Origin of the sequence: Bacillus sp. FSL K6-1366 (assembly GCF_037976695.1) — a bacterium.
GTDB classification, from domain to species: domain Bacteria; phylum Bacillota; class Bacilli; order Bacillales; family Bacillaceae; genus Bacillus; species Bacillus subtilis.
In genome coordinates, this window is sequence record NZ_CP150268.1 from 1,191,661 (window position 1) to 1,218,194 (window position 26,534).

Sequence of the window (26,534 nt, forward strand, 5' to 3'; positions counted from 1 at the left end):
ATCCTTTTTCCATGATCATTTCTCTATTACGATTATTTTAATGAGTTTTCTTTCCCGTGTACAGAAATGCGCTTTTTCTTCCGGCTTGGAGCACACAATCCAATCAGCAAAAAGAACAGGCCTGCTGAAAACAAATAAAAGGCGAAACTGCCGGCCAGTTCTTTCAGAAAATGAAGCCAGGAGAAGCTTCCGGAAAAGTGATTATATGAATTCAAATCGAAAATAAACAAAATCACCGCGGATGCCGCCAGCTGCGTACCGATCAAAACCACGATCGTTCTTTGAAAGATCGTCATCTTTTTCATCCTTTTTGTTTTAGTTTATGGAGAAATCCGGTTTTATATGTTTTGTACATTTTTTGAAAAACATCACCGGAAGTGGGACATACTGTTAGAAAAAAGCACGGGTGTGATGGAAGCTATGAAAGTGACGAGTGAGGAAAAGGAACAGCTGAGCACAGCAATCGACCGAATGAATGAAGGACTGGACGCGTTTATCCAGCTGTATAATGAATCGGAAATTGATGAACCGCTTATTCAGCTTGATGATGATACAGCCGAGTTAATGAAGCAGGCCCGAGATAAGTACGGCCAGGAAAAGCTAAATGAGAAATTAAATACAATTATTAAACAGATTTTATCCATCTCAGTATCTGAAGAAGGAGAAAAAGAATGAAATCAAATCGGATATTTATTTCATGGCTCAGGTGGCCGTTATTTATCCGAATCGGGGTTATTATTTTATGTCTGATTCTTTTGTTCGGCCAAATCATTTATATTCTTGAGCCTAAGCAGTTCACTTCGGTATTCGAAGGCATTTGGTGGGCTGTCGTTACAGTTTCGACAGTCGGTTATGGAGACTATGTGCCGCACACGCCGCTGGGACAGGCAGCCGGAATACTGCTGATTTTGAGCGGAGCAAGCTTTGTCACAGCATATTTCGCTACGTTATCAGCGGCCGCATTCAGCAGACAGCATCGCTACATCGAAGGAAAAGTTGCTTACAAAGGCCGGGACCACATCATTCTGATCGGGTGGAATGAAAAAACAAACCGGCTTTTGAAGGACCTTCAGCTTGCCGCCCCTTCCAAAACAGTCGTACTAATCGATGAATCCTTAACAGAAGGCCCGCTTATTGAAAACGTTCATTTCATACGCGGGCACGCTGCCGATGATGGGACACTGAAACGGGCCAATATTACTGAAGCGGAATCAGTGATGATTACTGCCGATCAGTATAAAAGTGAAACTGATGCTGATATGCTGTCAGTGCTGACTCTTTTATCTGTTAAAGGGCTTAATCCCCTTGCTTACTGCATCGTCGAAATTTTGACTGACCGTTTTGTCACCAATGCGGAGCGGGCAGGCGCAAACCAAATCATCGGAACTTCAGAATTTATCAGCCGGGCGATGCTGCAGCATTACCAAGTCAAGTTACGGCCGTCTAAACAGCAGAACGGAATCAAGCTGACACTTGATCAGCATGTGGAGCTTCTTGCTGTTCCTGACGAACTAAAGGGAGCGGCTTACAAAACCTGTGTTCTCTATTTCCTTGATCACAACACAACAATTATAGGCGTACAAAAAGAGGAGGGGCCGATGATTTCCCCTCCTCTTACATACAAGGTGCTCGAAACAGATCAATTCCTTGCCATCTAGTGTAACAGAACATCCTCCAATTCTTTCACGAGAGAGGCGCCGATATCCAAAAATGCCGGATCAATTTCCGCGTCCCGCCTTTCCGGTTCGGAAAATTGATTAAACAGTGATTGGAAAGGCCCTCCCTCGGCGTGATCGTCAACATCCGCCTGAAACACCTGTCTCAGCATAAACGGCGTTCCGATCCGGACGGCCGCCCCTCGTTCATCGAGACTGCCCTGTACCGCATTGACGGGAATTCTTAAAAATAAATAGCCGTCTCTATCATCAATTTTATAATCAAAGTAGCCATGATCGTATTCCCAGCCGCCGTTTATCACATAACCGAGCGGCTTCATCACTTGTTCCAGTTCTTGAAGCAGAAAAGACTGCCCATCTATCACGGAAGGTATTGGTATCATCAGAATGCCCCTTTTTTCACTTATCCTGTCCCGCCGAACAAGACTTCATTCAGAGGCGCCTACATGGAAATCGTTGTTTCTTTCGCGCGGCCAACAGAAAAGAAAGCGCATTCAATTAAGAAGTAAACAGTCATTGCCGCTGCAAGCCATACAGCTGAATCCCAAGACACATAAACAACCGTTGCATAGAGTCCTAATTTAGTGAAAAGAGTATGGGTTCGTTTTAAATGCAAAATCCGATGTACCGCATCGGTAAAAAGGGCAAGCGGCAAACCAATGAGAAGAAAGGCGTGGATGAAAAAATGTGACAGCGTGCCGCCAAAGCTTGAAGAAAACTCTGTATACACGGCATCAAAGGAGATAAGGAAACTTAAAATAGCTGCAGAAAAACCGGCAATGATGAGATGTTTAACCAATTGTTTCATGAACATCAGCACCTTTCTGATTTTATAAAAAGCCGACCGGCAAATGCCAGTCAGCTTTCTCACATTAATCTTCCAGACGTTTTTCAAGCTCTGCTTTTTTCTCTTCAAAGCCAGGTTTGCCGAGTAACGCAAACATATTGACTTTATACGCTTCTACACCAGGCTGGTCAAACGGATTGACGCCAAGGAGGTAACCGCTCATCGCGCAGGCTTTTTCGAAGAAATATACAAGGTATCCAAAAGTATATGCATTCAGCTCAGGAATGTTAACGATTAAGTTCGGAACATTTCCGTCTGTATGGGCAAGCATTGTACCTTGGAATGCTTTTTTGTTAACGAAATCAACAGTTTTACCGGCTAAATAGTTCAAGCCGTCAAGATCGTTATCCGCTTCCTCAATTGTCAGTTCATGTTTAGGTTTCTCTACGTTCAGGACCGTTTCGAATAAATCTCTGCGGCCTTCTTGTACATACTGGCCTAAAGAATGAAGGTCTGTTGAATAGTTCGCTGAAGAAGGATAAATGCCCTTCTCATCTTTCCCTTCGCTTTCTCCGAACAGCTGCTTCCACCATTCCGCAAAGTATTGAAGCGCCGGTTCGTAGTTGATGAGCATTTCAATTGTTTTGCCCTTATTATAAAGGACATTGCGAACAACCGCATATTGGTATGCTGGGTTATCTTCCAGTTCAGATGTTGCAAAATCTTTGCTCGCATCCAGGGCGCCTTTCATCATGTCATCAATGTTGACGCCGCTGACAGCAATCGGCAAGAGGCCTACAGCTGTTAAAACTGAATAACGGCCGCCGACATCGTCAGGAATAACGAATGATTCGAAGCCTTCTTCGTTAGAAAGCGTTTTTAATGCGCCGCGCTCTTTATCAGTTGTTGCATAAATCCGCGCTTTCGCTTCTTCTTTACCGTATTTCTCTTCAAGAAGCTTGCGGAAAATACGGAAAGCGATTGCAGGTTCAGTTGTCGTACCTGATTTAGAAATCACATTAATAGAGAAGTCAACATCTTCAAGAAGATCCATGACGTCTCTCATATAAGATGAACTGATGTTGTTTCCGATAAAAATGACTTGCGGATTGCCGCGTTTTGCTTTTGGCAAAGTGTTGTAAAACGCGTGATTCAGCGCTTCAATCGCTGCCCGCGCTCCAAGATAAGAACCGCCAATGCCGACAACAAGCAAGACATCAGAGTCAGATTTGATTTTTTCCGCGCTTTTTTTGATGCGCGCGAATTCTTCTTTATCATAATGTTCAGGGAGGTCCACCCAGCCTAGAAAATCGCTGCCCGCGCCTGTTTTTTCATGGATATTATGGTGTGCTGTTTTTACAAAGTCCCGCAGATATGTAAGTTCATGTTCGTTGAAGAAAGTCAACGCTTTTGAGTAGTCAAAGCGTACATGCGTCATTGCTTGTCCCTCCATAACGGTATAATGTTTTCATCTTTCACTTTATATGAACTTATCTGTGAAATCAAGTCAAGAAGAAAGGGCGGAATGACTGGATTCCGCCCTTTGGGTTTATAGAGACGCGCGAAGGATGGCAAGCACGTCATCTTTGTTCAGTTTTTGGAAGTTGCCGAAGCCGCCGTGTTCCATTTCCTTGGCTGCGATATCAGCAATCAGCTCAAGCTTTTCTTCTCCAATATTGTAATCAGCAAGACGAGAAGGTGCACCGAGGCTTGTCCAGAACGCAGACAGTTTATCGATTCCTTCAAGCGCAATTTCTTTATCTGTTTTGCCTTCAGTATCAATGTCAAACATGTTGAGCATTAGGTTTTTAAAACGACCTACATTTGTATCAAGCGTGTATCTCATCCAGTTTGGGAACAGTATCGCCAAACCGCCCGCGTGCGGAATATCATACACAGCTGAAACGGCGTGTTCCATTGTATGAGAAGCCCAGTCACCAAAGTAGCCCATTTGGAGCGTGCCGTTTAAAGCGATTGTACCAGCATACAAAATCGTTTCACGAAGCTCGTAGTTTTCCAGATCTTCAAGAAGCTTAGGAGCTGTTTCGATGACCGTCTGCAAAACAGCAAAGCACATTCTATCCTGAAGCGGCGTGTTTTCAACATTGTGGAAGTATTGTTCGAATACGTGGCTCATCATGTCAACCATGCCGTATACTGTTTGATTTTCCGGAACCGTGAACGTATTTTCAGGGTCTAAAATAGAGAAACGCGGATGAGTCACATTGCTGCCCCATACAAATTTCTCGTTTGTTTCCCAGTTTGTAATCACGGAATCAGGGTTCATTTCAGAGCCTGTCGCAGCAAGCGTTAAAACAGTGCCAAACGGCAGCGCATCCTCCGCTGTTACTTTTTTGCTGAAAATATCCCAAGCGTCGCCATCGTATTTGACGCCAGCTGCAATTGCCTTTGTACAGTCAATCACACTGCCTCCGCCGACAGCAAGCAGAAAATCAATGTTATGCTCTCTGCAAAGGCCTATGCCTTTTTCCACTGTTGCAAGACGCGGGTTCGGCTCTACACCTGACAGCTCATGAACAACAGCGCCCTCTTCTTTTAAAATGCCTGTGACTTGATCATAAAGGCCGTTGCGTTTAATGCTGCCGCCCCCGTAAACAAGCAGTACATTCTTGCCGTATCGTTTGAATTCTTTTCTTAATTGTTCAAGCTGACCTTTTCCAAAAATCAGCTTTGTCGGATTATAATAAGTGAAATTTTCCATAGTAAAACCTCCAAATGATGCTGGTAAAAACAGATTTTCCATTGTAACATAAGTTGACAAAAAGAAAAAGGGAAGCAGCCAAACGGCTATTTCCCCTTTTTTATAGTGATGCTTTCAAAATTGACAGCACGTCTTCTTTGTTGAGTGATTTAAATTGGCCGAATGTACCGTTAGCCATTGCCTTGTCAGCAATTGTGTCAAGCTGCTCATCATTAATATCATAATCAGCAAGACGGTTCGGAGCGCCAAGGCTTGTCCAGAATGCGGACAGCTTATCGATACCTTCAAGGGCAATTTCTTCATCCGTTTTACCTGCTTCTTCAACATCAAACACGCGAACTGCAAGCTGTTTCATGCGGGCAGGGTTTTCAGACAATGTGTGTCTCATCCAGTTCGGGAACAGAATCGCCAGTCCGCCGGCATGCGGAATATCATAAACGGCTGATACTGCATGTTCAATATTATGAGTAGCCCAATCCCCTCTTGCCCCCATAGAAAGCATGCCGTTTAATGCGATTGTTCCTGTGTACAGGATCGTCTCACGCAATTCGTAATTTTCGAGATCATTGATCAGCTTAGGCGCTGTTTCAATGACTGTACGCAAAAGTGATTCACACATGCGGTCCTGATACGGCGTGTTTGATACATGATGGAAGTATTGTTCGAATACGTGGCTCATCATGTCAACCATCCCGTAGATCGTGTGGTTTTTAGGTACGGTGAATGTATTCACCGGATCAAGAATCGAGAATTTAGGGAATACGAGCGGGCTGCCCCAGCCGTATTTTTCTTTTGTTTCCCAGTTTGTAATAACAGATCCTGAGTTCATTTCTGAACCAGTCGCAGCGAGAGTCAATACCGTTCCGAATGGCAAAGCATCTTTTGGCTGATGCTTTTTCGTAACGATATCCCACGCATCACCATCATACTTCGCTCCTGCGGCAATCGCTTTTGTACAGTCGATTACGCTTCCGCCTCCGACAGCCAGCAAGAAATCAATGTTTTGTTCTTTACAGATGGCAACACCTTTATTAACAGTCGACACACGAGGATTCGGTTCCACACCTGCTAATTCATGCACGGTCGCTCCGGCTTTATTCAGCTGTTCAATCACTTGATCATACAGGCCGCTGCGTTTAATGCTGCCGCCTCCGTACACAAGCAATACGTTTTTTCCGTAAGGTTTGAGTTCCTCTGGAAGTCTTTCCACTTCGCCGCGCCCGAAAATTAATCTGGTCGGATTCCAGTATGTAAAGTTTTGCATGACATCTCCTCCTTAGATTTTTTATTATGCAGAATGTCCTCACCACATGTAAAGCAATCAGCTCTCACCGGTCAGCATACCAGATGGTTTTATTTTGCATGTCGCTGGGAAAGAAACTGATATAAGCGAGGGCAGGCCAGCTTCCCTCATATGGAGAATGCATGTATAGATTCTCCAATATGTCACAATCTATAACTGTTTTAATAATTCATGGAGGAGGTTGCAAAACATGAGTACCATTCAAAGAATTTGTCTTGTATTAACCATCATTGGCGCCATTAACTGGGGACTGATCGGATTTTTCCAATTTGACTTAGTAGCGGCTATCTTCGGCGGCCAAGGGTCAGCTCTTTCCCGAATCATTTACGGACTTGTCGGAATCGCCGGCTTAATCAACCTCGGTCTGCTATTTAAGCCAAACGAGGAAAGATCACGTGAAGAAGCAGCAAATCCTGAAATGCGATAGGATATCAATCACGCTGAAATAGGATTTTGCATGAAATCAAAAGCACCGAACATTCCTGTCCGGTGCTTTTTTCATGCTTATTTTTTGATAAGGTCTTTGCGGTTGGACATTTCGATCCACTCTTCAAGCTTATCTTTTAATGTGTTGAAACCTTGTGGTGTAGAAGCTTCTTCGCTTACTTGAGCAGCTTTAGGTTTTCTTGGTTTGCTTTCTTTTTTCTCAGGCGCAGCTTGTGTCGCACGAATTGAAAGGCTGATTTTGCCTTTTTCTTCATCAACAGCAAGTACTTTTACTTGTACTTCGTCGCCAACTGAAAGGTGCTCGTTGATATCTTTTACGAAACCATGAGTCACTTCAGAAATGTGTACTAAACCTTGAGTTTCTTCATCTAATGCAACAAACGCACCATACGCTTGTAATCCTGTAACTTTACCAGTGTAAACACTGCCCACTTCAAATTTTGCTGCCATTCATAACAACTCCTAAGTTAAATTAAATATCTGTTTATACGCAATTTAAAATTATATCACACATGTCTTATTTCCGCAAAGAAAACTTTTTATAAAAAATCAGGTTTATACACAGCAAAAAGGGGGTAAACTGAAAATACCAAAGGCTTTCTAGTATTCCCCCCTTTTATTGGATGCGAACAAAAGGTTCGTATCTTTTTTTATGTTGTTTTGTGCAGGAAGCGTTTCATTCTGACTAACGCTTCTTGAAGCTGTTCAATCGAGGTTGCGTATGAACAACGGATATATCCCTCACCGCTCGGACCAAACACACTTCCAGGAACAACTGCCACTTTTTCCTGCGTCAGTAGCTCCTCGGCAAACTGTTCTGAACTCATTCCCGTGCTTTTAATAGATGGAAAAGCATAGAAAGCGCCGCCCGGATGATGACAGCTGAGACCGATTTCATTGAGCGATTCTACAAACAGATTCCGTCTTCTTCGATAGCTTTTTTTCATTTTTTCTACGTCTTCCATGCCGTTCTTCAGGCCTTCAAGGGCGGCAAACTGCGCCATTGCGGGCGCACACATCATCGCATATTGATGAATTTTAAGCATGGCATCCCGAAGCAAGGATGGTGCCGCGGCAAAACCGAGCCTCCAGCCCGTCATTGCAAATGCTTTTGAAAAGCCTGAGATGACTACCGTCCGTTCCTTCATTCCCGGTAATGCCGCTATACTTGTAAATTCCTCATCATATGTCAGCTCCGCGTAGATCTCGTCGGCTAAGACGATGACATCATGTTTTTTGGCAAACTCAGCAATCTCATTCAGCTCTTCCTTCGAATAAACCGAACCTGTCGGATTCGATGGTGAGCAGATGAGAATGGCCTTTGTTTTTTCAGTGACTGCCGCTTCAAAATCAGCAGCCGTTGCTTTAAATCCTTTGTCTGCCGTTGTATGAACGTGAACCGGGATACCGCCTGCCAAAGAAACAAGCGCATCATACGCCACAAAACACGGCTCAGGAATGATGACTTCCTCACCTGGATTCACAATGGCGCGGATCGCAATATCCAAAGCCTGACTTGCCCCCACTGTCACAATCAGCTCATTATCTGGCGAGTAGCTAAGATCAAACCTGTTGCTCAAATAACGGCTGATTTCCTCCCGCAATGAGTATAAACCCGCATTGGCCGTGTATGACGTATATCCTTGTTCAAGAGAGAGAATGCTTGCTTCGCGGACATTCCACGCGGTAACAAAATCAGGCTCGCCGACGCCTAAAGAAATGACGCCTTCCATCGTTGCCGCCAAATCAAAGAATTTGCGGATGCCGGATGGTTTTATTTGTTGTACATAGTCTGATAAATACGAAGTCATTTACGGTGACACCACGATTCTTTTGTCGTCGTCTCCTGTTTCAAACACTTTGCCGTCATGCTTGTATTTTTTCAGGATAAAATGGGTTGTCGTAGATACAACTGAATCAAGCGTTGACAGTTTATCCGAAACAAAACGCGCTACGTCAGACATCGAATTGCCGCGAATCACGACAGACAAATCGTATACGCCTGACATCAGGTAAACTGATTCAACCTCTTGGAATCGGTAAATCCGTTCCGCCACTTCATCAAAACCGACGCCCCGCTTCGGCGTTACTTTGACGTCGATCATGGCCGTAACGCCCTCATGTCCGTCTACTTTTCGCCAATCAATCATAGCGGAATAATCGATAATAACCTTTTCTTTCTCCAGTTTGTCAATAATTGTTTTTACTTCATTTACAGGGATGCCCGCCATCTTTGCGATTGTTTCTAAATCGGCGCGGCTGTTTTCGTCTAAAATTTCTAATATTTCTGTTTCTTTTTCTGTCAATTTCATTTGATTCACACCTTTGCAATGTCAAGAAATCTCATGACATTATATCACGTTTTTTGACGAATGCTAAGAAAAAACGAGGAGAAACTTCCGCTAGAATTTACAATTTCAGGGCATAATACAACCATCAAAAAAAGGGAGTGACACAGAATGGAGGCGGTTTCACCAATAAGGCGGTTTATGGTCGATGGAGTCAATGTATACTACGAACATTATCAAAATCCCGGCAGGCAAACGCTGGTCTGCGTACACGGTTTTTTATCATCTGCATTCAGCTTCAGAAAAGTAATTCCTCTCCTTCGGGACAAGTACGACATCATCGCGCTTGATTTGCCTCCTTTCGGCCAATCTGAAAAATCAAGAACGTTTATCTATACCTATCAAAACCTTGCTAAGCTTGTCATTGGGATTTTGGAGCACTTGCAAGTGAAACAGGCTGTGCTTGTCGGGCATTCTATGGGCGGGCAGATATCGCTGTCTGCTGCTCTCCAAAAACCTGAGCTTTTTTCAAAGGTTGTGCTGCTTTGCAGTTCAGGGTATTTAAAACGTTCACACCCGACGATCATTTTCGGGACCCATATCCCGTATTTTCATCTTTACATCAAACGCTGGCTCTCGAAAGAAGGCGTGATGAAAAATTTATTAAATGTGGTGCATGACAAATCGCTGATTGATGAGGAGATGATCGACGGCTATGGCAGACCGTTTCAGGACGAGCAGATTTTCAAAGCCATGACAAGGTTTATCCGCCACAGAGAAGGAGATTTAGAACCCGAGCAATTGAAGAAAATGAACAAGCCTGCTCTATTGATTTGGGGCGAGGAGGATCGAATTGTCCCAATGGAGATCGGTAAACGGCTGCACGCAGATTTGCCTAATTCCGTGCTGTACTCACTTGGCCAGACCGGACATCTGGTGCCTGAAGAACGGCCTGAACTTGTTTCTGAACACATTGCTGATTTTATCAATTAAAAAAACCGGTGCTGAACCGGTTTTTTTAAGGCGTGCAGGAGCTGCTGTTTTTAATGAATAAAAGCTGGCCAGCCACTTCCCGGCAGCTGGCGATCGGCAGCGTTTGTTCAAAAGAAGTTTCAAATATTTGCTGAATGCTTTTCGCCAGCACGTCGGGATCGTCTTCATCATAGACTGCCTGCACGACATCAACAGCCTCCGTTTCGTAAAACTCTTCTCCATATTTAAACGGGTCCCATTTGGCAATGATCTTAATCATTTCCCTGACCGCTTGACTTTCTTCCATATTCATCACCGCTTATAATAAAATTTGCAGTTCTATCTTATCATAGTGAAGCTTAGAAGAATAAACATACATGAGGGGGTAACAGAATGAACTTTGATAAACGAGAAGAACGCCTTGGCACCCAATCGGTCAAATGGGACAAAACAGGCGAATTATTTGGCGTGACAGACGCACTCCCGATGTGGGTGGCGGATATGGATTTTCGCGCCCCAGAAGCGATAACTGAAGCGTTAAAAGAGCGTCTTGACCACGGTATTTTTGGTTATACAACTCCAGATCAAAAAACGAGGGATGCTGTGTGCGGATGGATGCAAAACAGGCACGGCTGGAAGGTGAATCCGGAAAGCATCACATTCAGCCCCGGCGTTGTAACGGCTTTGAGCATGGCGGTACAAGCTTTTACGGAGCCGGGCGATCAAGTAGTTGTTCAGCCTCCAGTTTATACGCCTTTTTACCATATGGTGGAGAAAAACGGCCGGCACATTTTACATAATCCGCTGCTAGAAAAAGACGGCGCATATGCAATGGATTTTGAAGATTTGGAGACGAAGCTTAGTGACCCAAGTGTTACATTGTTTATTTTATGCAATCCTCATAACCCTTCTGGGCGTTCATGGGGCCGGGAAGACTTACTGAAGCTAGGCGAATTGTGCCTTGAGCATGGCGTCACAGTTGTATCGGATGAAATCCATTCTGATTTAATGCTGTACGGACACATACACACGCCGTTCGCTTCGCTCTCTGACGATTTCGCTGATATTTCTGTGACATGTGCTGCTCCAAGCAAAACATTTAATATCGCCGGATTGCAGGCTTCAGCAATCATTATTCCGGATCGCCTGAAGCGCGCCAAGTTTTCCGCAAGCCTTCAGCGCAATGGTTTAGGCGGACTGAACGCGTTTGCCGTCACTGCAATCGAAGCCGCGTATTCAAAAGGGGGACCGTGGCTTGATGGATTGATCTCTTACATTGAGAGAAACATGAACGAAGCGGAAGCCTTTTTGAGCACCGAGCTGCCAAAGGTCAAAATGATGAAGCCGGATGCATCATACTTGATTTGGCTCGACTTCAGCGCTTACGGCTTGTCCGATGCAGAGCTTCAGCAAAGAATGCTAAAAAAAGGAAAAGTTATTTTAGAGCCCGGGACGAAATACGGGCCTGGCGGAGAAGGATTTATGCGCCTGAACGCAGGATGCTCTCTTGCAACCCTGCAGGACGGCCTGCGCCGCATCAAAGCCGCATTATCGTAAATATAGCTGTTAAACGCCTTTACGTCTTCATTTGTAAAGGCGTTCTTAATAAAGGAATTTTATATTTTACTTCTAATATTTAGTGTTATAATAGATTCATATTTTATACGAAAGGATTTCACACGAATGGAAATTCTAAAAGACTATCTTCTGCACATCTGCTTTATTTTGTTTCCTATTCTTCTTTACCAAGTGTTTTGGCTTGGAAAACCTGCGATTCTTGTGCCAAAAATAAACAGCGGTTTGGTCACGCTCTTCGCCTGCGGCGCCTCCGTTTTATGCATTATTTTCCCGATTCATGAAATGGACTACATACAATACGGCCTTCAGATGATTCCCGTTATCATTTGTTTATTTTACATTAGTACCGCTTCCGGACTTACAGTCGCCGCATCTGTCCTATGTTTTGAACTGCTTTTTTACGAACCTTCCGCAATGTTTGTTTTCACTTTGCTGCCTTTTCTTATCATTATCCCAATCTTATTTCAGAAAAAATGGCCATTCATGTCCAAAGCGAAAAAACTGCTGCTGTCTTTATTGATCAGCTGCGTGGAGATTTTCCTATTTTTCGCCTCAAGCTGGATTCTTTCCGCCTTGAATATTTTAAATTTTCAAAAATCAGGAATTTTCGTTTACGAGGCGGCAGTCTCAGGGCTTTTCCGCTCCAGTGTTCTTCTATTAAGCATCTATATTATCGAAAGCATCGCCGAAAATATCGCCCTGCGCTCACAGCTTATCCATTCTGAAAAAATGACGATTGTGAGTGAACTGGCAGCGAGCGTCGCTCATGAGGTCAGGAATCCGCTGACAGTTGTCCGCGGGTTTGTCCAGCTGCTTTTTAATGATGAAACCTTACAAAACAAGTCGAGTGCAGATTACAAAAAGCTTGTACTGTCAGAGCTTGACCGGGCGCAAGGCATTATTACAAACTATCTCGATATGGCCAAACAGCAATTATACGAAAAAGAGGTTTTTGACCTATCTGCCCTTATCAAAGAGACAAGCTCCCTTATGGTGTCGTACGCCAATTACAAGTCAGTAACCGTCGAGGCTGAAACAGAACCGGACCTTTTGATATACGGAGACGCAACAAAGCTGAAGCAGGCTGTCATCAACCTGATGAAAAACAGCATTGAAGCGGTTCCTCACGGGAAGGGGATGATCCACATATCAGCCAAAAGAAACGGCCATACGATCATGATTAACATCACAGACAATGGGGTCGGGATGACAGACCATCAAATGCAAAAACTCGGCGAACCTTATTATTCCTTAAAAACGAACGGAACGGGACTCGGCCTCACCGTAACCTTTTCCATTATTGAACATCATCACGGGACCATTTCATTTAACAGCAGCTTCCAAAAAGGCACTACGGTGACCATTAAGCTTCCCGCTGATCTTCCTCACTAGCAAATCGATTGGAACTTTAATAGAATAAATGCGAGGTGATGACAGATGAGCACGTTTGAGACAGGCTCTATCGTTAAAGGATTTTACAAAACAGGTGTATACATAGGAGAAATTACGGCTTGCAGGCCGCAGCATTATTTAGTGAAAGTGAAAGCGGTTCTTACCCATCCCGCTCAAGGAGACCTTCATCATCCAAAACAGGCGGATGTGCCATTTTTTCATGAGAGAAAAGCGCTCGCACATGGTGAACAGACCAATATCCCCCACCATATGGTGAAGCCTTATGACGGTGAAGTGCCGGATTATACCGAATCTCTGCGGGAGGCGACAGCACAGCTGAGATCCAAATTGAATGAGGATGGTTCGGAGTGGGCAAAGCGCTCCCTTCATAATCTGGACATTTTAGAAAAAGAATATTTTAACCTGCCATAACCCAGTCTGACAAAAGATTGGGTTTTTCACGTCGCGCGCTTCAACAGTTCGGTTAAATCGATTCTTTCACCGATTGTGGGCGGTTTTGGCTTTTCGAGATACTGCTTATCCTGCTCAACAAGCTTAAAAAGTTTATATGCTGTAAGGGCATCATCAAGCGCTTTATGATGGGTGCCGGTTCCGGAATCTCCATACTCTTCGGCAGCTTTCCATAAACCCGTCAATGTCCGGTCTCCAAAAAAGTTTTTGTATTCAAGCGATAAATCTCTCATTTCTCCCTTAAACGGGAAAGGGATATGGTTAAACATACAGTTTTGCTTCAGCACTTTCATATCCATGTTTCCCCACGTAATAATTGTGCTGTTTTTCTCAGGATCCAGCTCGTTTAGTTTACGGATGAAATCCTCGAATCTCATTCCTTCGTCTACCTGTTTTTGGGTTATTTTTAAAAATGATTTGCAGCGTTTCGTAAGCTTCGGGAACTTTTTCGGTCTAACATAGCTAGAAAACGTCTCAACCACTTCATCATCAATCGACTTTACAATTCCGGCTTCAATGATTTCCGGGAAGAAGTTTTGAGGACTGTACTTTCCATCAGGCATTGTAAATTCGAAATCAATAATGAGTAAGCTGTTTGTCGTCACCTTTTTACACCTGCCTTTCCTCCGATCAGAAAATGCTATCTTTATAGTATATCAATTCCCCTTCTCGACATTTCTTCATTTTCTAAAAATAATGAATTTTCCCAGCCGCTTCGTTTCTTTTAAATTGTGAATCGTTTCTTTATAATTAGTAAGGAACCCGAAATAATAAGAAGGTGATGTTATTTCTATCCGTAAGAAAAACTTTGTCATTGTGTGGCTGGCGAACTTTTTTGTCTCCGCTAGCACAACGATGATCGTTCCTTTTCTCTCCTTATACATTGAGACGCTCAGCTCTTTTTCAAACGGCTTTGTGCAAAGGTGGAGCGGCTATGTGTTCGGCATTACATTTCTCATGGCGTTTTTGGTATCCCCGTTTTGGGGACGGTTCGGAGACAAACGCGGATACAAGAAAATCCTTATGGCAACCGGAACAGGCATTGCCCTCAGCATTTTCTTCATGGGCTTTGTTACATCGGTGTACCAATTGTTTTTTCTGCGTATGGCAATGGGTCTTGTAACCGGATTCATCCCGACATCTCTTGCGATGATTTCGGCACAGACTCCGAAGAGCTCAGCTGGCAAAACACTCGGCACGCTGCAAATGGGGCAAGTGTCCGGAAGCTTGTTCGGCCCGCTTTTGGGAGGCATGCTTGCTGATCGTTTCGGCTTTACGTATACCTTTTTTATCACATCCTTTGTGATTTTCTCGTCTGTTCTTCTCGTGTTATTTGGTGTCAAAGAAAAGCCTCTTGCAGAGAAAACAGCCAAACGTACGTCTTACTCGAGAAAAGAAGTGCTCTCCTATATTTTTCACCATCCGGCGCTGTGGGTCATGATGCTGTTAACCATGCTGATTCAAACAGGCAATTTCAGTATCCAGCCCCTGCTCGCTTTATATGTAAATGAGCTGCACGGACCTGTCAATCTTGCCTTTTTCTCCGGCATGGCATTTTCAGCAACGGGGCTCGGAAGTTTGCTGCTGGCTAGAAAATGGGGTGATCTGGGCGACCGCTACGGCCACCGCCGCATTTTAATCGGACTTTTGCTCGCCGCCTCTTTCTTTTTTATTCCGCAGGCGCTCGCGTCCTCACTCAGCGTGCTCCTTGTTTTCAGATTTTTATTCGGAATGGCGATGGGCGGTTTGCTGCCATGCATTACGGCAGCGATCCGCGTTCAGGCTCCCGGCAGCATTCAAGGTGAAGTTCTCGGCTACAATGTCAGCTTTCGCTTTTTAGGAAACGTGCTCGGGCCTCTGCTCGGCGGAATCATATCGAGCCACTTTACCATTTCGGCCACCTTTTACGTCACGGCGTTTCTCTTTTTCGCCGGCGCCTGCATGCTTTGGATCATGCAGAAACTTCGGAAAGATTCTTATGCCAAAGCAAGCTGATTCCGAGAAAAAACTGAGGAATCTTCTAAATTTAACCTTCTCGTAATCTCAAAAGAATGGTACGATATGGCTAGAATTTAGGAGAAAAGAGAGTGACCATGTTACGAAAAATAATCGGATGGATTTTGCTCCTTTGCATAATCCCATTGTTTGCATTTACAGTTATCGCTTCCGGAAAAGAAGTAAAACAAATGAAGTCCCTGGATCAGGTGCTTGATAAAAATATTAATCTGAAAGATATCAGCCTTGTTCAGAACAGCTACATGTATGACAGGGACGGCTCCCTTGTCTCGGAAATCGTCAGCGACCACGAAAACCGTGTGCTCGTTCCATTTAACAAGATTCCCGAGGAAGTCAAACAGATTTTCTTAACATCTGAGGACCGCCATTTTTACGAGCATAAAGGCTTTGACTTTATGGGAATGGTGCGGGCTACTGCTTCTAACGTAAAAGACAAGAAAATTGACCAGGGTGCCAGCACCATCACACAGCAGCTTTCAAGAAACTTATATTTGAGCCACGAACGCTCCTTCAGCCGCAAGCTGACAGAGCTCGCGTATTCCTATCAGCTGGAGAAAAAATATACGAAAAATGAAATTCTTGAAGCTTACTTAAATACCATTTATTTTAACAATGGTGTTTATGGCGTCGGTTCAGCAGCTCAATTCTATTTCAGCAAACCGCTGAAATCTCTCACAGTGGGAGAAATGGCTTTTATCTGTGCTATACCTAATAACCCTACATTATATGATCCTCTCAAGCATTTTGACTACACGAAAAGCCGTCAAGAACGTTTGCTTAAAGGGCTAAAAGATGCCGGGGTCATTACGGACAAAGAGCTGAAAAAAGCCGTAAAACAAAAAATCAAACTGGATGTTGAAAAAAGAGAAGACAAATATCCTGACTACGTTTCCTACGTCAATGATGAATTCACTCAGCTGGTGTCTGAATCAGAAGGCTTTGATAAACGCCTTCAAAAAGCATCAGGAAAACAAAAAGAAAAGATCGAGAACGAGCTGTCCGCAAGAGTCAGCACTCTGATGAAAGACGGCGTGAAAATTTATACTGCACTTGATCCGTACATGCAAAATCAAGTTGTGGCACAAATGAATTCCAAGCTCCCGTATGCGGACGTACAGGGCGGAGCGGCTGTGATTAATCACCAGACGCATCAAATCATCGCTCTATCCGGCGGGAAAAACTATCAAAAATATGACTTTAACCGCGCCTACCAGGCGTACAGGCAGCCGGGTTCATCCATTAAGCCGCTTCTTGATTACGGCCCTTATATTGAACAGACCGGCGCGACAACAAGCAGCACCATTGATGCCAGCAAGTTTTGCAGCAAAGACTACTGTCCGCAAAACTACAATAACCGCACTTACGGCACAGTGACGCTTGATACGGCGTTTAAAAATTCATATAATACCCCGGCTATTAGAATGCTCGACCGCGTCGGCATCCAAAAGGCATTCAGTTATATTGAGCCGTATCATTTTGCCAAACTTGTCGACAGTGACTATCTTCTTCCGGCGGCGCTTGGCGGATTTACAAACGGCATGACGCCTCTTGAGATGACAAAGGCTTATACGACATTCGGCAACAGCGGAAGCTATACGCCGAGCCATGCGATTACAAAGGTGACAGACCTTAAAGGAGAAACACTTTATAAATGGAATGATAAAGCGACTCAAATATTCAGCGTCCGCACGAACATGCAGCTGAAAAAACTGATGTCTTCCGTTGTGAAAAGCGGAACAGGGAAAAAAGCATATTTCAATGCGCCTTACATCGGCGGTAAAACCGGAACATCAAATGATTATCACGATATGTGGTTTGTCGGCCTGACTGATACGTATACAATGGGTGTCTGGGTCGGAAAGGACACACCGACCAGCGTTGAATATCTTCACAGCATCAGCCCTCAGCTTTCCATCTGGAAAGGAACGCTGCAAGCGGCTTATTAAAGGATCGGAGGGGATATGGGGTGACTTCAGAACAAATTCCAAATCGCGTTTTGCTGTTTGACGGTGTCTGCAATTTATGCAATGGCGCCGTGCAGTTTATCATTAAACGTGATCCGGACGGATTGATTTCTTTCACATCGCTGCAGTCGGAAACAGGACAGAGCCTGCTGAAAAAAAGCGGGCTTCCGACTGATCGATTTGACAGCTTTGTCTTTATTGAAGACGGCCAAGTGTACACAAAGTCAACTGCAGCCATTAAGGTTTTCAGGCATCTGCGAGGCCCATGGCGGCTCTTTGTCCTGTTTTTCGCAGTGCCGAAGCCTGTCAGAGATATGGTCTATTCTTTCATTGCCAACAACCGCTATAAGTGGTTTGGCAAAAAAAATGAATGTATGCTCCCCTCCCCTTCTATTAAAAAAAGATTTTTACCGTAAATAAAAAATGGCTAGGAAGCTAGCCATCACAGATTGTTGACAAAATCCTAAAACGGCTTCGTTTTAGGATTTTGTCATCTATTCAGCGTGATTGAAAACTTTTGAAGTTGTGAAACGGCGGAAACCTGAGAATCTAGCCGCCGTTTCATTGCGTACAGAGCACGAAGCGCAAATCTGACCACCAAACGCTGAAATGGCTAGCTACACAGGTAAGCTAGCCATTATGCTATTATAAAGCTTGATAAATATGAACAGAATACCGATAACAAAGGTAAACCAAAACAGCAGTTCCAATAGAATGAATCCGACTAATGACATGAGAGAAAGCGTCGAATAAATCCGGTACACGGTAAACACAAAGTAAGCGAGCGTGACGACCGCAAACCAGATCACAATCCAAATGACATTTTGCAAGAGCACAAAGGATAAAATCCCGCCGCCCAAATAAATCATGGAACCCATTCTGAGTTTTTTCAGGCTGTTCCCTTCCGGATCATTAGCAAAAAACAGCAATGACAGCTCGGTCACGGTATTTGCAATTAATTTCAGAGCGGACAGAACCATAAAATATAAAAGTGCAAAGGCAGCAAATAACGCAAGCCTGATTCCTTTCTCTGAAAAATAATCGAGCATTCCATCATACATTCCAAATGAAGACAGCATCTTCAACGCATAAAGTGAAGTTGAGATGGATAAGGACGAACTAAAAAGCAGGATCGCAATCAGCGGAAAATATCCTGTCAAATAAGTATTTTTCATATAAAAAAGTCCCTTTCTATAATCTACCTCATTTATTATGGAGGACTTAAAACACATTGACAAGATAAATTATTCCATTTTTTCTCCTTTTTACGAATTACGGTCCCAAATCTTCACAAAGCAGCATTTTGAGAGTAAAGTAGTACGCAGGAATCATAAAACGTAAGGAAGTTTTATATGAAAAAAACATTAAAACTGCAAACCAGACTCACCATATTTGTTTGTATCGTTGTATTAATCGCATTGCTCATTACGTTTTTTACAGTCGGTGCCCAAACCACCAAACGAATTAGAGATCAGGAAAAGGCCACTGCGCTGCAGACTGCTGAAATGGTAGCTGAGGCGCCGATGACAGCCGCTGCTTTAGAAAGCGGAAAAAAACAAAAGGAACTGCAGAGCTACACAAAGCGGGTTCAGAAAATCACCGGCACGGAATTTGTTGTCGTCATGGATATGAACGGTATCCGCAAAACTCATCCTGACCCGAGCAAAATCGGAAAAAAATTCAGGGGCGGTGATGAGTCCGAGGTATTAAAAGGGCATGTCCATATCAGCACAGCCTCTGGCACGCTCGGGAAATCGCAGAGAGCGTTCGTCCCTGTCTACGCAGAGAATGGAAAACAGGTCGGTGCAGTCGCGGTCGGCATCACCGTAAATGAAATTGATGAAGTGATCAGCCATAGCTTACGGCCGCTTTACTTTATTATTTGCGTCAGCATCTTCGTCGGTGTGATCGGAGCCGTTATCGTCGCCCGTACAGTGAAAAATATCATGTACGGACTTGAACCTTATGAAATTGCGACTCTGCTTGAAGAACGGAGCGCGATGCTGGAATCGACGAAGGAAGGAATACTCGCTGTCGATGAACATGGCAAAATTAAACTTGCCAACGCGGAAGCAAAACGCCTATTCGTCAAAATGGGCATCAACACAAATCCCATTGATCAGGATGTAGATGACATCTTGCCGAAAAGCCGCTTGAAAAAGGTCATTGAGACAAAAAAACCTCTTCAAGACAGAGACGTCCGCATTAACGGGCTGGAGCTTGTGTTTAATGAAGTTCCTATCCAGCTGAAAGGACAAACTGTCGGAGCGATTGCAACATTCCGCGACAAGACCGAGGTAAAACATTTAGCTGAACAGCTTTCCGGTGTTAAAATGTATGCAAACGCACTGAGAGCGCAGTCTCATGAATTTATGAACAAACTGCATGTGATATTAGGTCTCGTCCAGCTGAAAGAGTATGATGATCTTGGAGATTATATTAAAGATATAGCCATACAGCAAAAATCAGAAACAAGTGAAATTATAAATGATGTCAAAAGCTCCGTACTGGCCGGTTTTCTGCTCGGAAAGCAAAGCTTTATACGTGAGCAGGGCGCAAATCTTGATATTGAATGCAACGGTGTCATCCCGAACGCGGCAGACCCTTCTGTCATCCATGAACTTATTACAATCATCGGAAATCTCATCAACAATGGCTTAGACGCCGTTGCCGATATGCCGAAAAAACAAATCACCATGTCCATGCGCTTCCATAACAGCATACTTGATATTGAAATTACCGATACTGGAGCAGGCATGTCTGAAGAAGACCAAGCCAAAGTATTTGAACAAGGCTATTCAACAAAGGGCAAAAACCGGGGATTCGGCCTTTATTTCACACAGCAAAGCATCGAAAATTTAAAAGGCCAAATGATCCTCACAAGCGAAAAGAATGAAGGAACGACATTCAGTATTCGCATCCCGTACGAACCGAAGGAGGAAAATCATGATTAATGTACTAATAGTTGAAGATGACCCCATGGTGGGTGAATTAAATAAACGATACTTAAGCCAAATAGATGGCTTTCAGCTGAAAGGCATCGCTTCTTCCTTTCAAAGCGCTCTGCATATTTTAGGCGAGCACCATATCGACCTCATTTTGCTTGATATTTATATGCCGGGAAAAAACGGGCTGGAACTGCTGACGGAATTGAGAGCCCAAAATGAAGCGGTTGACGTGATTGTCATCTCAGCGGCCAGCGAGCTTGACGTAATCAAGAAAACACTTCGGTACGGAGCTGTTGATTATTTAATCAAACCGTTTGAATTTGAACGTTTCCAAACGGCTCTGTCTGATTACAGACGAAAACAAAAGGTGTATTCAACCCATCGCAACATGAGCCAAAAAGAACTGGACGCCGAGCTTTTTCAAAAGAAAGAAGCAACAGAAAAAGTGCAGCTTCCTAAAGGCCTGACAAAAAGCACGCTGAAGCTGATCTGGTCCAGTATCCAGTCATTTGAAAATGAATCTTTTACGACAGAAGACTTGGCAAAGCACACAGAAATCTCTCAAGTATCCATACGAAAATACTTAAAGTTTCTTGAAGATATACAGGTTCTGAATGTAGAAATGGCGTACGGAACGATCGGAAGACCTGTGTTTCAGTACAACGTCAACAACAGTAACCTTAACGGAATAAAGCAATATCTATAAGAAAACGCACTGCTTGCTTTGAGCAGTGCGTTTTTCTGTCATATCTCTTGCCAAGATGCTTGATTCTATTGTTGATAAGTTATACAAGAATAACAAAGGGCCTTTCACATTTTTAAGCAAACAATTCTAAAAATAGATACTTTTTAAAAAATTATGCGAAATTCTATTTATTTCTTATTAGTTAAATGATAAATTATGATTGGTAAGTTGATCCCGAAAAACTAAGTCATAAGTCTTACTTCAGAAAACGATGTCACGGTTTTCCGCCCGGAACGCCTTCCGCATCCTTCTCTTCCCCGCCTTTCGAAGGAAATACTCACACCACGCTTATTCAGGGAAGAATAGAACTGTCTCAGCGCATTTCATTTGTTATTATCAGAAAATTTTATCGATTCTAAGAAATTGTTCAGGACAGCCCATCACATGACTGGCCGGATCAGCTTTGAACCAAATTTTTCTGGGGGGTTATATCTTGAATAAACGAAAAATCGGATTGGCGATGTCACTTGTGATCGCAGCAGGCACCATATTAGGAGCATGCGGAAACAGCGAAAAAAGCAGCGGCTCAGGCGAAGGCAAAAACAAATTCAGTGTGGCGATGGTTACTGACGTAGGCGGAGTGGATGACAAATCCTTCAACCAATCAGCCTGGGAAGGCATCCAAGCCTTTGGGAAAGAGAATGGGCTGAAAAAAGGCAAAAACGGTTACGACTATCTTCAATCCAAATCAGATGCAGACTATACAACGAACTTAAATAAATTGGCGCGTGAGAATTTTGACTTAATTTACGGCGTCGGCTACTTAATGGAGGATTCAATCAGCGAAATTGCTGACCAGCGCAAAAATACAAACTTTGCGATTATAGATGCTGTTGTCGATAAAGACAACGTCGCAAGTATTACGTTTAAAGAGCAGGAAGGCTCATTTCTCGTCGGAGTGGCCGCAGCCCTATCAAGCAAATCAGGAAAAATCGGCTTTGTAGGCGGCATGGAATCAGAGTTAATCAAAAAATTCGAGGTCGGCTTCCGTGCCGGCGTGCAAGCAGTTAACCCTAAAGCCGTTGTAGAAGTGAAATACGCAGGGGGTTTCGATAAAGCCGATGTCGGCAAAGCAACCGCCGAAAGCATGTATAAATCAGGCGTAGATGTTATTTATCACTCTGCGGGCGCCACTGGCACAGGCGTCTTTACTGAAGCGAAAAACCTGAAAAAAGAAGATCCAAAACGCGATGTCTGGGTCATCGGTGTCGATAAAGACCAATACGCAGAAGGCCAGGTAGAAGGAACAGATGATAACGTCACCCTCACTTCCATGGTGAAAAAAGTAGATACAGTCGTTGAAGATGTAACGAAAAAAGCGAGTGACGGAAAGTTCCCGGGCGGCGAAACACTTACCTACGGGCTTGATCAAGACGGAGTCGGCATTTCTCCATCTAAACAAAATCTATCGGATGATGTGATCAAAGCGGTCGATAAATGGAAGAAAAAAATCATCGACGGATTGGAAGTCCCGGCAACTGAGAAAGAGCTCAAAACCTTCAAAGCTGAATAAGAATCGCAGGGATAAGGAGGTCGAGCCCTTATCCCTTGTTTTTCTTTTATTTTGAAATAAAGGAGCGGTCAATCAATGGAATATGTCATTGAAATGCTCAATATCCGCAAGGAGTTTCCAGGTATCATCGCCAATGACAATATCAATCTTCAAGTCAAAAAAGGCGAAATACACGCGTTGCTCGGTGAAAACGGAGCGGGGAAATCAACATTGATGAATGTCCTTTTCGGGCTGTATCAGCCGGAGCGGGGTGAAATTCGGGTGCGCGGCGAGAAGGTGCACATCAACAGCCCGAACAAAGCGAATGACCTTGGAATTGGAATGGTGCACCAGCACTTTATGCTTGTTGACACCTTTACAGTTGCTGAAAATATTATTCTCGGGAAGGAGCCAAAGAAGTTTGGCAGAATTGACCGGAAGCGTGCTGGCCAAGAGGTGCAGGACATTTCCGATCGATACGGCCTGCATATCCATCCTGAAGCAAAAGCAGCTGACATATCAGTCGGTATGCAGCAGCGCGCAGAAATATTAAAAACCCTCTACCGCGGTGCCGATATTCTGATTTTTGATGAACCGACGGCTGTTTTGACGCCTCATGAAATTAAGGAACTGATGCAAATTATGAAGAACCTGGTCAAAGAAGGGAAGTCCATCATCTTAATCACCCATAAGCTGAAAGAGATTATGGAGATTTGTGACCGCGTTACGGTTATCCGTAAAGGAAAAGGCATCAAAACCCTTGATGTCCGTGATACAAACCAAGACGAACTCGCCAGTCTAATGGTCGGCCGCGAGGTATCGTTCAAAACTGAAAAGAGAGCTGCTCAGCCGGGAGCGGAAGTGCTTGCGATTGACGGCATAACTGTAAAGGATACCCGCGGAATAGAGACAGTCAGAGATTTGTCTCTTTCTGTCAAAGCGGGAGAAATAGTCGGCATAGCAGGCGTCGACGGAAACGGGCAATCTGAGCTGATCGAAGCGGTGACAGGACTCCGCAAAACAGATTCAGGAACAATCACCTTAAACGGAAAACAGATCCAAAACCTGACGCCAAGAAAAATCACTGAATCCGGGATCGGCCATATCCCTCAGGATCGCCATAAACACGGTCTCGTCCTTGATTTTCCAATCGGAGAGAATATCCTGCTGCAAAGCTATTACAAAAAGCCGTATTCAGCATTGGGCGTTTTACATAAAGGCGAAATGTACAAAAAAGCACGCAGCCTGATCACTGAGTACGATGTCAGAACGCCGGATGAATATACACACGCTCGGGCATTGTCAGGCGGAAACCAGCAAAAAGCGATTATCGGGCGGGAAGTAGACAGAAATCCTGATTTATTAATTGCCGCCCAGCCGACTCGCGGCCTTGATGTCGGAGCGATTGAATTTGTCCATAAAAAGCTCATTGAGCAGCGTGATGCCGGGAAAGCCGTTCTTCTCCTCTCGTTTGAGCTTGAAGAAATTATGAATCTCAGTGACAGAATCGCCGTTATTTTTGAAGGACGCATTATCGCCAGCGTTAATCCGCAGGACACCACTGAACAGGAGCTTGGTCTCTTGATGGCAGGAAGCACGCAAAAGGAAGCGGGGAAAGCAAATGGTTAAACGACTCTCTCATTTACTCGTGCCGCTCATCGCAATCATCCTTGGTCTTGCGGCCGGCGCGTTGATTATGCTTGTGAGCGGCTACAGTGTGGCCAGCGGATATTCGGCTTTGTGGAATGGGATATTCGGTGAAATCTATTATGTCGGAGAAACCATCCGGCAAATTACGCCTTATATTTTATCCGGATTGGCTGTCGCGTTTGCATTCCGAACCGGACTCTTTAATATCGGCGTCGAGGGCCAGCTGCTCGTCGGCTGGACAGCAGCGGTTTGGGTCGGTACGGCGTTTGACGGACCGGCATATATTCACTTGCCGCTCGCATTGATTACAGCGGCAGCTGCAGGAGGATTATGGGGGTTTATTCCCGGCATTTTGAAAGCGCGATTTTACGTTCATGAAGTCATTGTCACCATTATGATGAATTATATCGCGCTGCACATGACCAATTACATCATTTCAAACGTCTTGACAGATCATCAGGACAAGACGGGGAAAATTCACGAATCCGCCTCCCTCCGCTCTCCTTTTCTTGAACAGATCACCGATTACTCACGGCTGCATTTGGGAATCATCGTTGCCCTTCTCGCAGCAGTTATCATGTGGTTTATCATCAACAAAACTACAAAAGGATTTGAGCTCCGGGCGGTCGGGTTTAACCAGCACGCTTCCCAGTATGCCGGCATGAGCGTGCGGAAGAATATCATGACCTCCATGCTTATCTCCGGCGCTTTTGCAGGCCTTGCCGGAGCCATGGAGGGCCTAGGGACATTCGAATACGCAGCAGTGAAAGGCGCATTTACCGGCGTAGGCTTTGACGGTATCGCTGTCGCTCTTCTCGGGGGAAACACAGCCGTAGGCGTTGTACTGGCAGCATGCCTGCTTGGCGGGCTAAAAATCGGCGCATTAAATATGCCGATTGAATCAGGCGTTCCATCAGAGGTCGTTGATATTGTGATTGCCATTATTATTCTATTTGTGGCTTCAAGCTATGCGATTCGTTTCGTCATGGGCAAATTGAAGAAAAAGGGGGCGAACTAAGTGGACATTGTGCAGATTTTATCTATCATTGTCCCTGCCACACTCGTCTATGCGGCCCCGCTTATTTTAACTGCTCTCGGCGGCGTGTTTTCCGAGAGATCAGGTGTGGTGAATATCGGCTTAGAAGGCCTCATGATTATCGGGGCGTTCACCAGCGTGCTATTTAATTTATTTTTTGGTCCGGAATTAGGTGCCGCCGCACCTTGGCTTTCGCTCCTTGCCGCCATGGCAGCAGGCGCCCTGTTTTCACTGATTCACGCGGCAGCGGCGATTTCGTTTCGCGCCGACCAGACAGTCAGCGGTGTCGCCATTAACATGCTGGCGCTTGGGGCAACTTTATTTATCGTCAAACTGATCTACGGCAAAGCGCAGACAGACAAAATTCCAGAGCCTTTTTATAAGACGAAAATCCCCGGTTTGGGCGATATTCCCGTCTTGGGAAAGATCTTCTTTTCGGATGTCTATTATACGTCTATTCTTGCAATAGCACTTGCCTTTATTTCCTGGTTTATCTTGTTCAAAACGCCGTTCGGCCTTCGTATCCGTTCTGTCGGCGAGCATCCGATGGCGGCCGATACGATGGGAATCAACGTATATAAAATGCGCTACATCGGTGTGATGATCAGCGGATTGTTCGGCGGTCTCGGCGGCGGCGTATACGCCTCCACAATTGCGCTTGATTTCACGCACTCTACCATCTCCGGGCAAGGCTTTATCGCCCTGGCAGCGCTTGTATTCGGAAAATGGCATCCGATCGGAGCACTGGGGGCCGCCCTGTTTTTCGGATTCGCCCAAAGCTTAAGCATCATTGGATCGCTGCTCCCTCTTTTTAAAGACATACCAAATGTGTATATGCTGATGGCTCCTTATGTCTTAACGATTCTCGCTTTAACCGGCTTTATCGGGCGGGCAGATGCGCCAAAAGCCAATGGCGTGCCTTATATTAAAGGAAAAAGATAAACATTCTCCCCTGGGAAGACGATTCTCAGGGGTTTTTTTCTAATTCAAAAGACCCTCTTAATTTAATTGTTTATTAGTTTTTTAACTTAAAAAAATATGAAGTGT

29 protein-coding genes are annotated in these 26,534 nt (G+C 44.4%); 16 read left to right on the plus strand and 13 right to left on the minus strand.

Annotated elements, in window-relative coordinates; translation table 11 throughout:
- Positions 1–32: 32 nt before the first annotated feature.
- On the minus strand, positions 33–296 hold the full coding sequence (locus tag MHI44_RS06400) for a membrane protein (RefSeq protein ID WP_015483620.1): 264 nt from the start codon (positions 294–296) through the stop codon (positions 33–35).
- A gap of 46 nt (positions 297–342) precedes the next feature.
- Between MHI44_RS06400 and mstX the strand changes: the two genes are divergently transcribed.
- On the plus strand, positions 343–675 hold the full coding sequence (gene mstX, locus MHI44_RS06405; RefSeq protein WP_021480479.1) for a biofilm formation protein MstX: 333 nt from the start codon (positions 343–345) through the stop codon (positions 673–675).
- The gene (gene kbfO, locus MHI44_RS06410; protein ID WP_015384493.1) at positions 672–1,658 is read left to right on the plus strand and encodes a potassium channel protein KbfO; all 987 of its coding nucleotides are present in this window, start codon (positions 672–674) and stop codon (positions 1,656–1,658) included. The genes mstX and kbfO overlap by 4 nt, the downstream gene beginning before the upstream one ends.
- On the opposite strand, the gene MHI44_RS06415 is transcribed toward kbfO, so the two are convergent.
- From MHI44_RS06415 to MHI44_RS06435, 5 genes are all read right to left on the minus strand, one after another.
- Positions 1,655–2,059 (minus strand): YugN-like family protein, encoded by a 405-nt coding sequence (locus tag MHI44_RS06415; protein ID WP_339203153.1) that lies wholly within the window; start codon positions 2,057–2,059, stop codon positions 1,655–1,657. The two genes, kbfO and MHI44_RS06415, sit on opposite strands and share 4 nt — an antisense overlap.
- 59 nt (positions 2,060–2,118) lie before the next feature.
- Positions 2,119–2,490 (minus strand): hypothetical protein, encoded by a 372-nt coding sequence (locus MHI44_RS06420; protein ID WP_074794719.1) that lies wholly within the window; start codon positions 2,488–2,490, stop codon positions 2,119–2,121.
- A gap of 58 nt (positions 2,491–2,548) precedes the next feature.
- A complete protein-coding gene (locus MHI44_RS06425) occupies positions 2,549–3,901 on the minus strand; it encodes a glucose-6-phosphate isomerase (protein WP_003243401.1) in 1,353 nt (450 codons plus the stop codon).
- Between the two features lie 111 nt (positions 3,902–4,012).
- Positions 4,013–5,185 carry an iron-containing alcohol dehydrogenase gene (locus MHI44_RS06430; protein ID WP_032726782.1) on the minus strand — a complete coding sequence of 391 codons (1,173 nt, stop codon included), beginning with the start codon at positions 5,183–5,185 and terminating at the stop codon, positions 4,013–4,015.
- Positions 5,186–5,285: 100 nt separating this feature from the next.
- Positions 5,286–6,449, minus strand: coding sequence for an iron-containing alcohol dehydrogenase (locus MHI44_RS06435; RefSeq protein WP_339203155.1), 1,164 nt, complete (start codon positions 6,447–6,449; stop codon positions 5,286–5,288).
- Between the two features lie 229 nt (positions 6,450–6,678).
- Between MHI44_RS06435 and MHI44_RS06440 the strand changes: the two genes are divergently transcribed.
- On the plus strand, positions 6,679–6,915 hold the full coding sequence (locus tag MHI44_RS06440) for a DUF378 domain-containing protein (protein WP_003220771.1): 237 nt from the start codon (positions 6,679–6,681) through the stop codon (positions 6,913–6,915).
- Between the two features lie 77 nt (positions 6,916–6,992).
- On the opposite strand, the gene yugI is transcribed toward MHI44_RS06440, so the two are convergent.
- The 3 genes from yugI to MHI44_RS06455 all read right to left on the minus strand — a co-directional run bounded on the left by yugI (position 6,993) and on the right by MHI44_RS06455 (position 9,247).
- Positions 6,993–7,385, minus strand: coding sequence for a S1 domain-containing post-transcriptional regulator GSP13 (yugI, locus tag MHI44_RS06445; RefSeq protein WP_003228864.1), 393 nt, complete (start codon positions 7,383–7,385; stop codon positions 6,993–6,995).
- A 200-nt stretch (positions 7,386–7,585) separates the two neighbouring features.
- On the minus strand, positions 7,586–8,746 hold the full coding sequence (locus MHI44_RS06450; protein WP_003228862.1) for an aminotransferase: 1,161 nt from the start codon (positions 8,744–8,746) through the stop codon (positions 7,586–7,588).
- Positions 8,747–9,247 carry an Lrp/AsnC family transcriptional regulator gene (locus MHI44_RS06455; RefSeq protein WP_009968070.1) on the minus strand — a complete coding sequence of 167 codons (501 nt, stop codon included), beginning with the start codon at positions 9,245–9,247 and terminating at the stop codon, positions 8,747–8,749.
- 147 nt (positions 9,248–9,394) lie between these two features.
- On the opposite strand from MHI44_RS06455, the gene MHI44_RS06460 reads away from it, so the two are divergent.
- Complete coding sequence (locus tag MHI44_RS06460; protein WP_019712492.1) at positions 9,395–10,216, plus strand: alpha/beta hydrolase; 822 nt, start codon at positions 9,395–9,397, stop codon at positions 10,214–10,216.
- A gap of 25 nt (positions 10,217–10,241) precedes the next feature.
- Here MHI44_RS06460 and MHI44_RS06465 read toward each other — a convergent pair whose 3' ends face one another.
- Positions 10,242–10,502: a YugE family protein gene (locus MHI44_RS06465; RefSeq protein ID WP_032722422.1), complete on the minus strand. Its 261-nt coding sequence runs from the start codon at positions 10,500–10,502 to the stop codon at positions 10,242–10,244.
- Positions 10,503–10,588: 86 nt separating this feature from the next.
- Between MHI44_RS06465 and patB the strand changes: the two genes are divergently transcribed.
- From patB to kapB, 3 genes are all read left to right on the plus strand, one after another.
- Positions 10,589–11,752 (plus strand): cystathionine beta-lyase PatB, encoded by a 1,164-nt coding sequence (patB, locus tag MHI44_RS06470; protein ID WP_029725858.1) that lies wholly within the window; start codon positions 10,589–10,591, stop codon positions 11,750–11,752.
- Between the two features lie 126 nt (positions 11,753–11,878).
- Positions 11,879–13,165 (plus strand): sporulation sensor histidine kinase KinB, encoded by a 1,287-nt coding sequence (kinB, locus tag MHI44_RS06475; protein ID WP_003228853.1) that lies wholly within the window; start codon positions 11,879–11,881, stop codon positions 13,163–13,165.
- Between the two features lie 45 nt (positions 13,166–13,210).
- Complete coding sequence (gene kapB / locus MHI44_RS06480; RefSeq protein WP_048654907.1) at positions 13,211–13,597, plus strand: kinase-associated lipoprotein KapB; 387 nt, start codon at positions 13,211–13,213, stop codon at positions 13,595–13,597.
- Between the two features lie 26 nt (positions 13,598–13,623).
- On the opposite strand, the gene kapD is transcribed toward kapB, so the two are convergent.
- Both kapD and MHI44_RS06490 read right to left on the minus strand, forming a co-directional pair.
- On the minus strand, positions 13,624–14,241 hold the full coding sequence (kapD, locus tag MHI44_RS06485; protein ID WP_003228846.1) for a 3'-5' exonuclease KapD: 618 nt from the start codon (positions 14,239–14,241) through the stop codon (positions 13,624–13,626).
- Between the two features lie 75 nt (positions 14,242–14,316).
- Entirely contained in the window at positions 14,317–14,520 is a 204-nt protein-coding gene (locus tag MHI44_RS06490; protein ID WP_003243502.1) for a hypothetical protein, read from the minus strand.
- Here MHI44_RS06490 and MHI44_RS06495 point away from each other — a divergent pair.
- The 3 genes from MHI44_RS06495 (at position 14,492) to MHI44_RS06505 (ending at position 18,032) form a co-directional block, all read left to right on the plus strand.
- Positions 14,492–15,631 (plus strand): multidrug efflux MFS transporter, encoded by a 1,140-nt coding sequence (locus tag MHI44_RS06495; protein ID WP_031600844.1) that lies wholly within the window; start codon positions 14,492–14,494, stop codon positions 15,629–15,631. The two genes, MHI44_RS06490 and MHI44_RS06495, sit on opposite strands and share 29 nt — an antisense overlap.
- 92 nt (positions 15,632–15,723) lie before the next feature.
- Positions 15,724–17,598: a transglycosylase domain-containing protein gene (locus MHI44_RS06500; protein ID WP_080481001.1), complete on the plus strand. Its 1,875-nt coding sequence runs from the start codon at positions 15,724–15,726 to the stop codon at positions 17,596–17,598.
- Between the two features lie 20 nt (positions 17,599–17,618).
- The gene (locus MHI44_RS06505) at positions 17,619–18,032 is read left to right on the plus strand and encodes a thiol-disulfide oxidoreductase DCC family protein (RefSeq protein ID WP_015384506.1); all 414 of its coding nucleotides are present in this window, start codon (positions 17,619–17,621) and stop codon (positions 18,030–18,032) included.
- A gap of 201 nt (positions 18,033–18,233) precedes the next feature.
- Here MHI44_RS06505 and MHI44_RS06510 read toward each other — a convergent pair whose 3' ends face one another.
- The gene (locus MHI44_RS06510) at positions 18,234–18,791 is read right to left on the minus strand and encodes a YufK family protein (RefSeq protein ID WP_339203159.1); all 558 of its coding nucleotides are present in this window, start codon (positions 18,789–18,791) and stop codon (positions 18,234–18,236) included.
- A 177-nt stretch (positions 18,792–18,968) separates the two neighbouring features.
- Here MHI44_RS06510 and maeL point away from each other — a divergent pair, with 177 nt between their 5' ends.
- The 6 genes from maeL to nupQ all read left to right on the plus strand — a co-directional run bounded on the left by maeL (position 18,969) and on the right by nupQ (position 26,429).
- Positions 18,969–20,570 (plus strand): two-component system sensor histidine kinase MaeL, encoded by a 1,602-nt coding sequence (gene maeL, locus MHI44_RS06515; RefSeq protein ID WP_003228835.1) that lies wholly within the window; start codon positions 18,969–18,971, stop codon positions 20,568–20,570.
- A complete protein-coding gene (gene maeM / locus MHI44_RS06520) occupies positions 20,563–21,270 on the plus strand; it encodes a two-component system response regulator MaeM (RefSeq protein WP_014477821.1) in 708 nt (235 codons plus the stop codon). Before maeL ends, maeM begins: the two co-directional genes overlap by 8 nt.
- 472 nt (positions 21,271–21,742) lie before the next feature.
- The gene (gene nupN, locus MHI44_RS06525; RefSeq protein WP_015384509.1) at positions 21,743–22,822 is read left to right on the plus strand and encodes a guanosine ABC transporter substrate-binding protein NupN; all 1,080 of its coding nucleotides are present in this window, start codon (positions 21,743–21,745) and stop codon (positions 22,820–22,822) included.
- A 75-nt stretch (positions 22,823–22,897) separates the two neighbouring features.
- On the plus strand, positions 22,898–24,430 hold the full coding sequence (gene nupO, locus MHI44_RS06530; protein WP_339203162.1) for a guanosine ABC transporter ATP-binding protein NupO: 1,533 nt from the start codon (positions 22,898–22,900) through the stop codon (positions 24,428–24,430).
- On the plus strand, positions 24,423–25,469 hold the full coding sequence (gene nupP, locus MHI44_RS06535) for a guanosine ABC transporter permease NupP (protein WP_015714618.1): 1,047 nt from the start codon (positions 24,423–24,425) through the stop codon (positions 25,467–25,469). Before nupO ends, nupP begins: the two co-directional genes overlap by 8 nt.
- Positions 25,470–26,429, plus strand: a complete 960-nt coding sequence (gene nupQ, locus MHI44_RS06540) for a guanosine ABC transporter permease NupQ (protein ID WP_014480697.1) — start codon at positions 25,470–25,472, stop codon at positions 26,427–26,429. It begins immediately after the preceding gene.
- Positions 26,430–26,534: the final 105 nt, after the last annotated feature.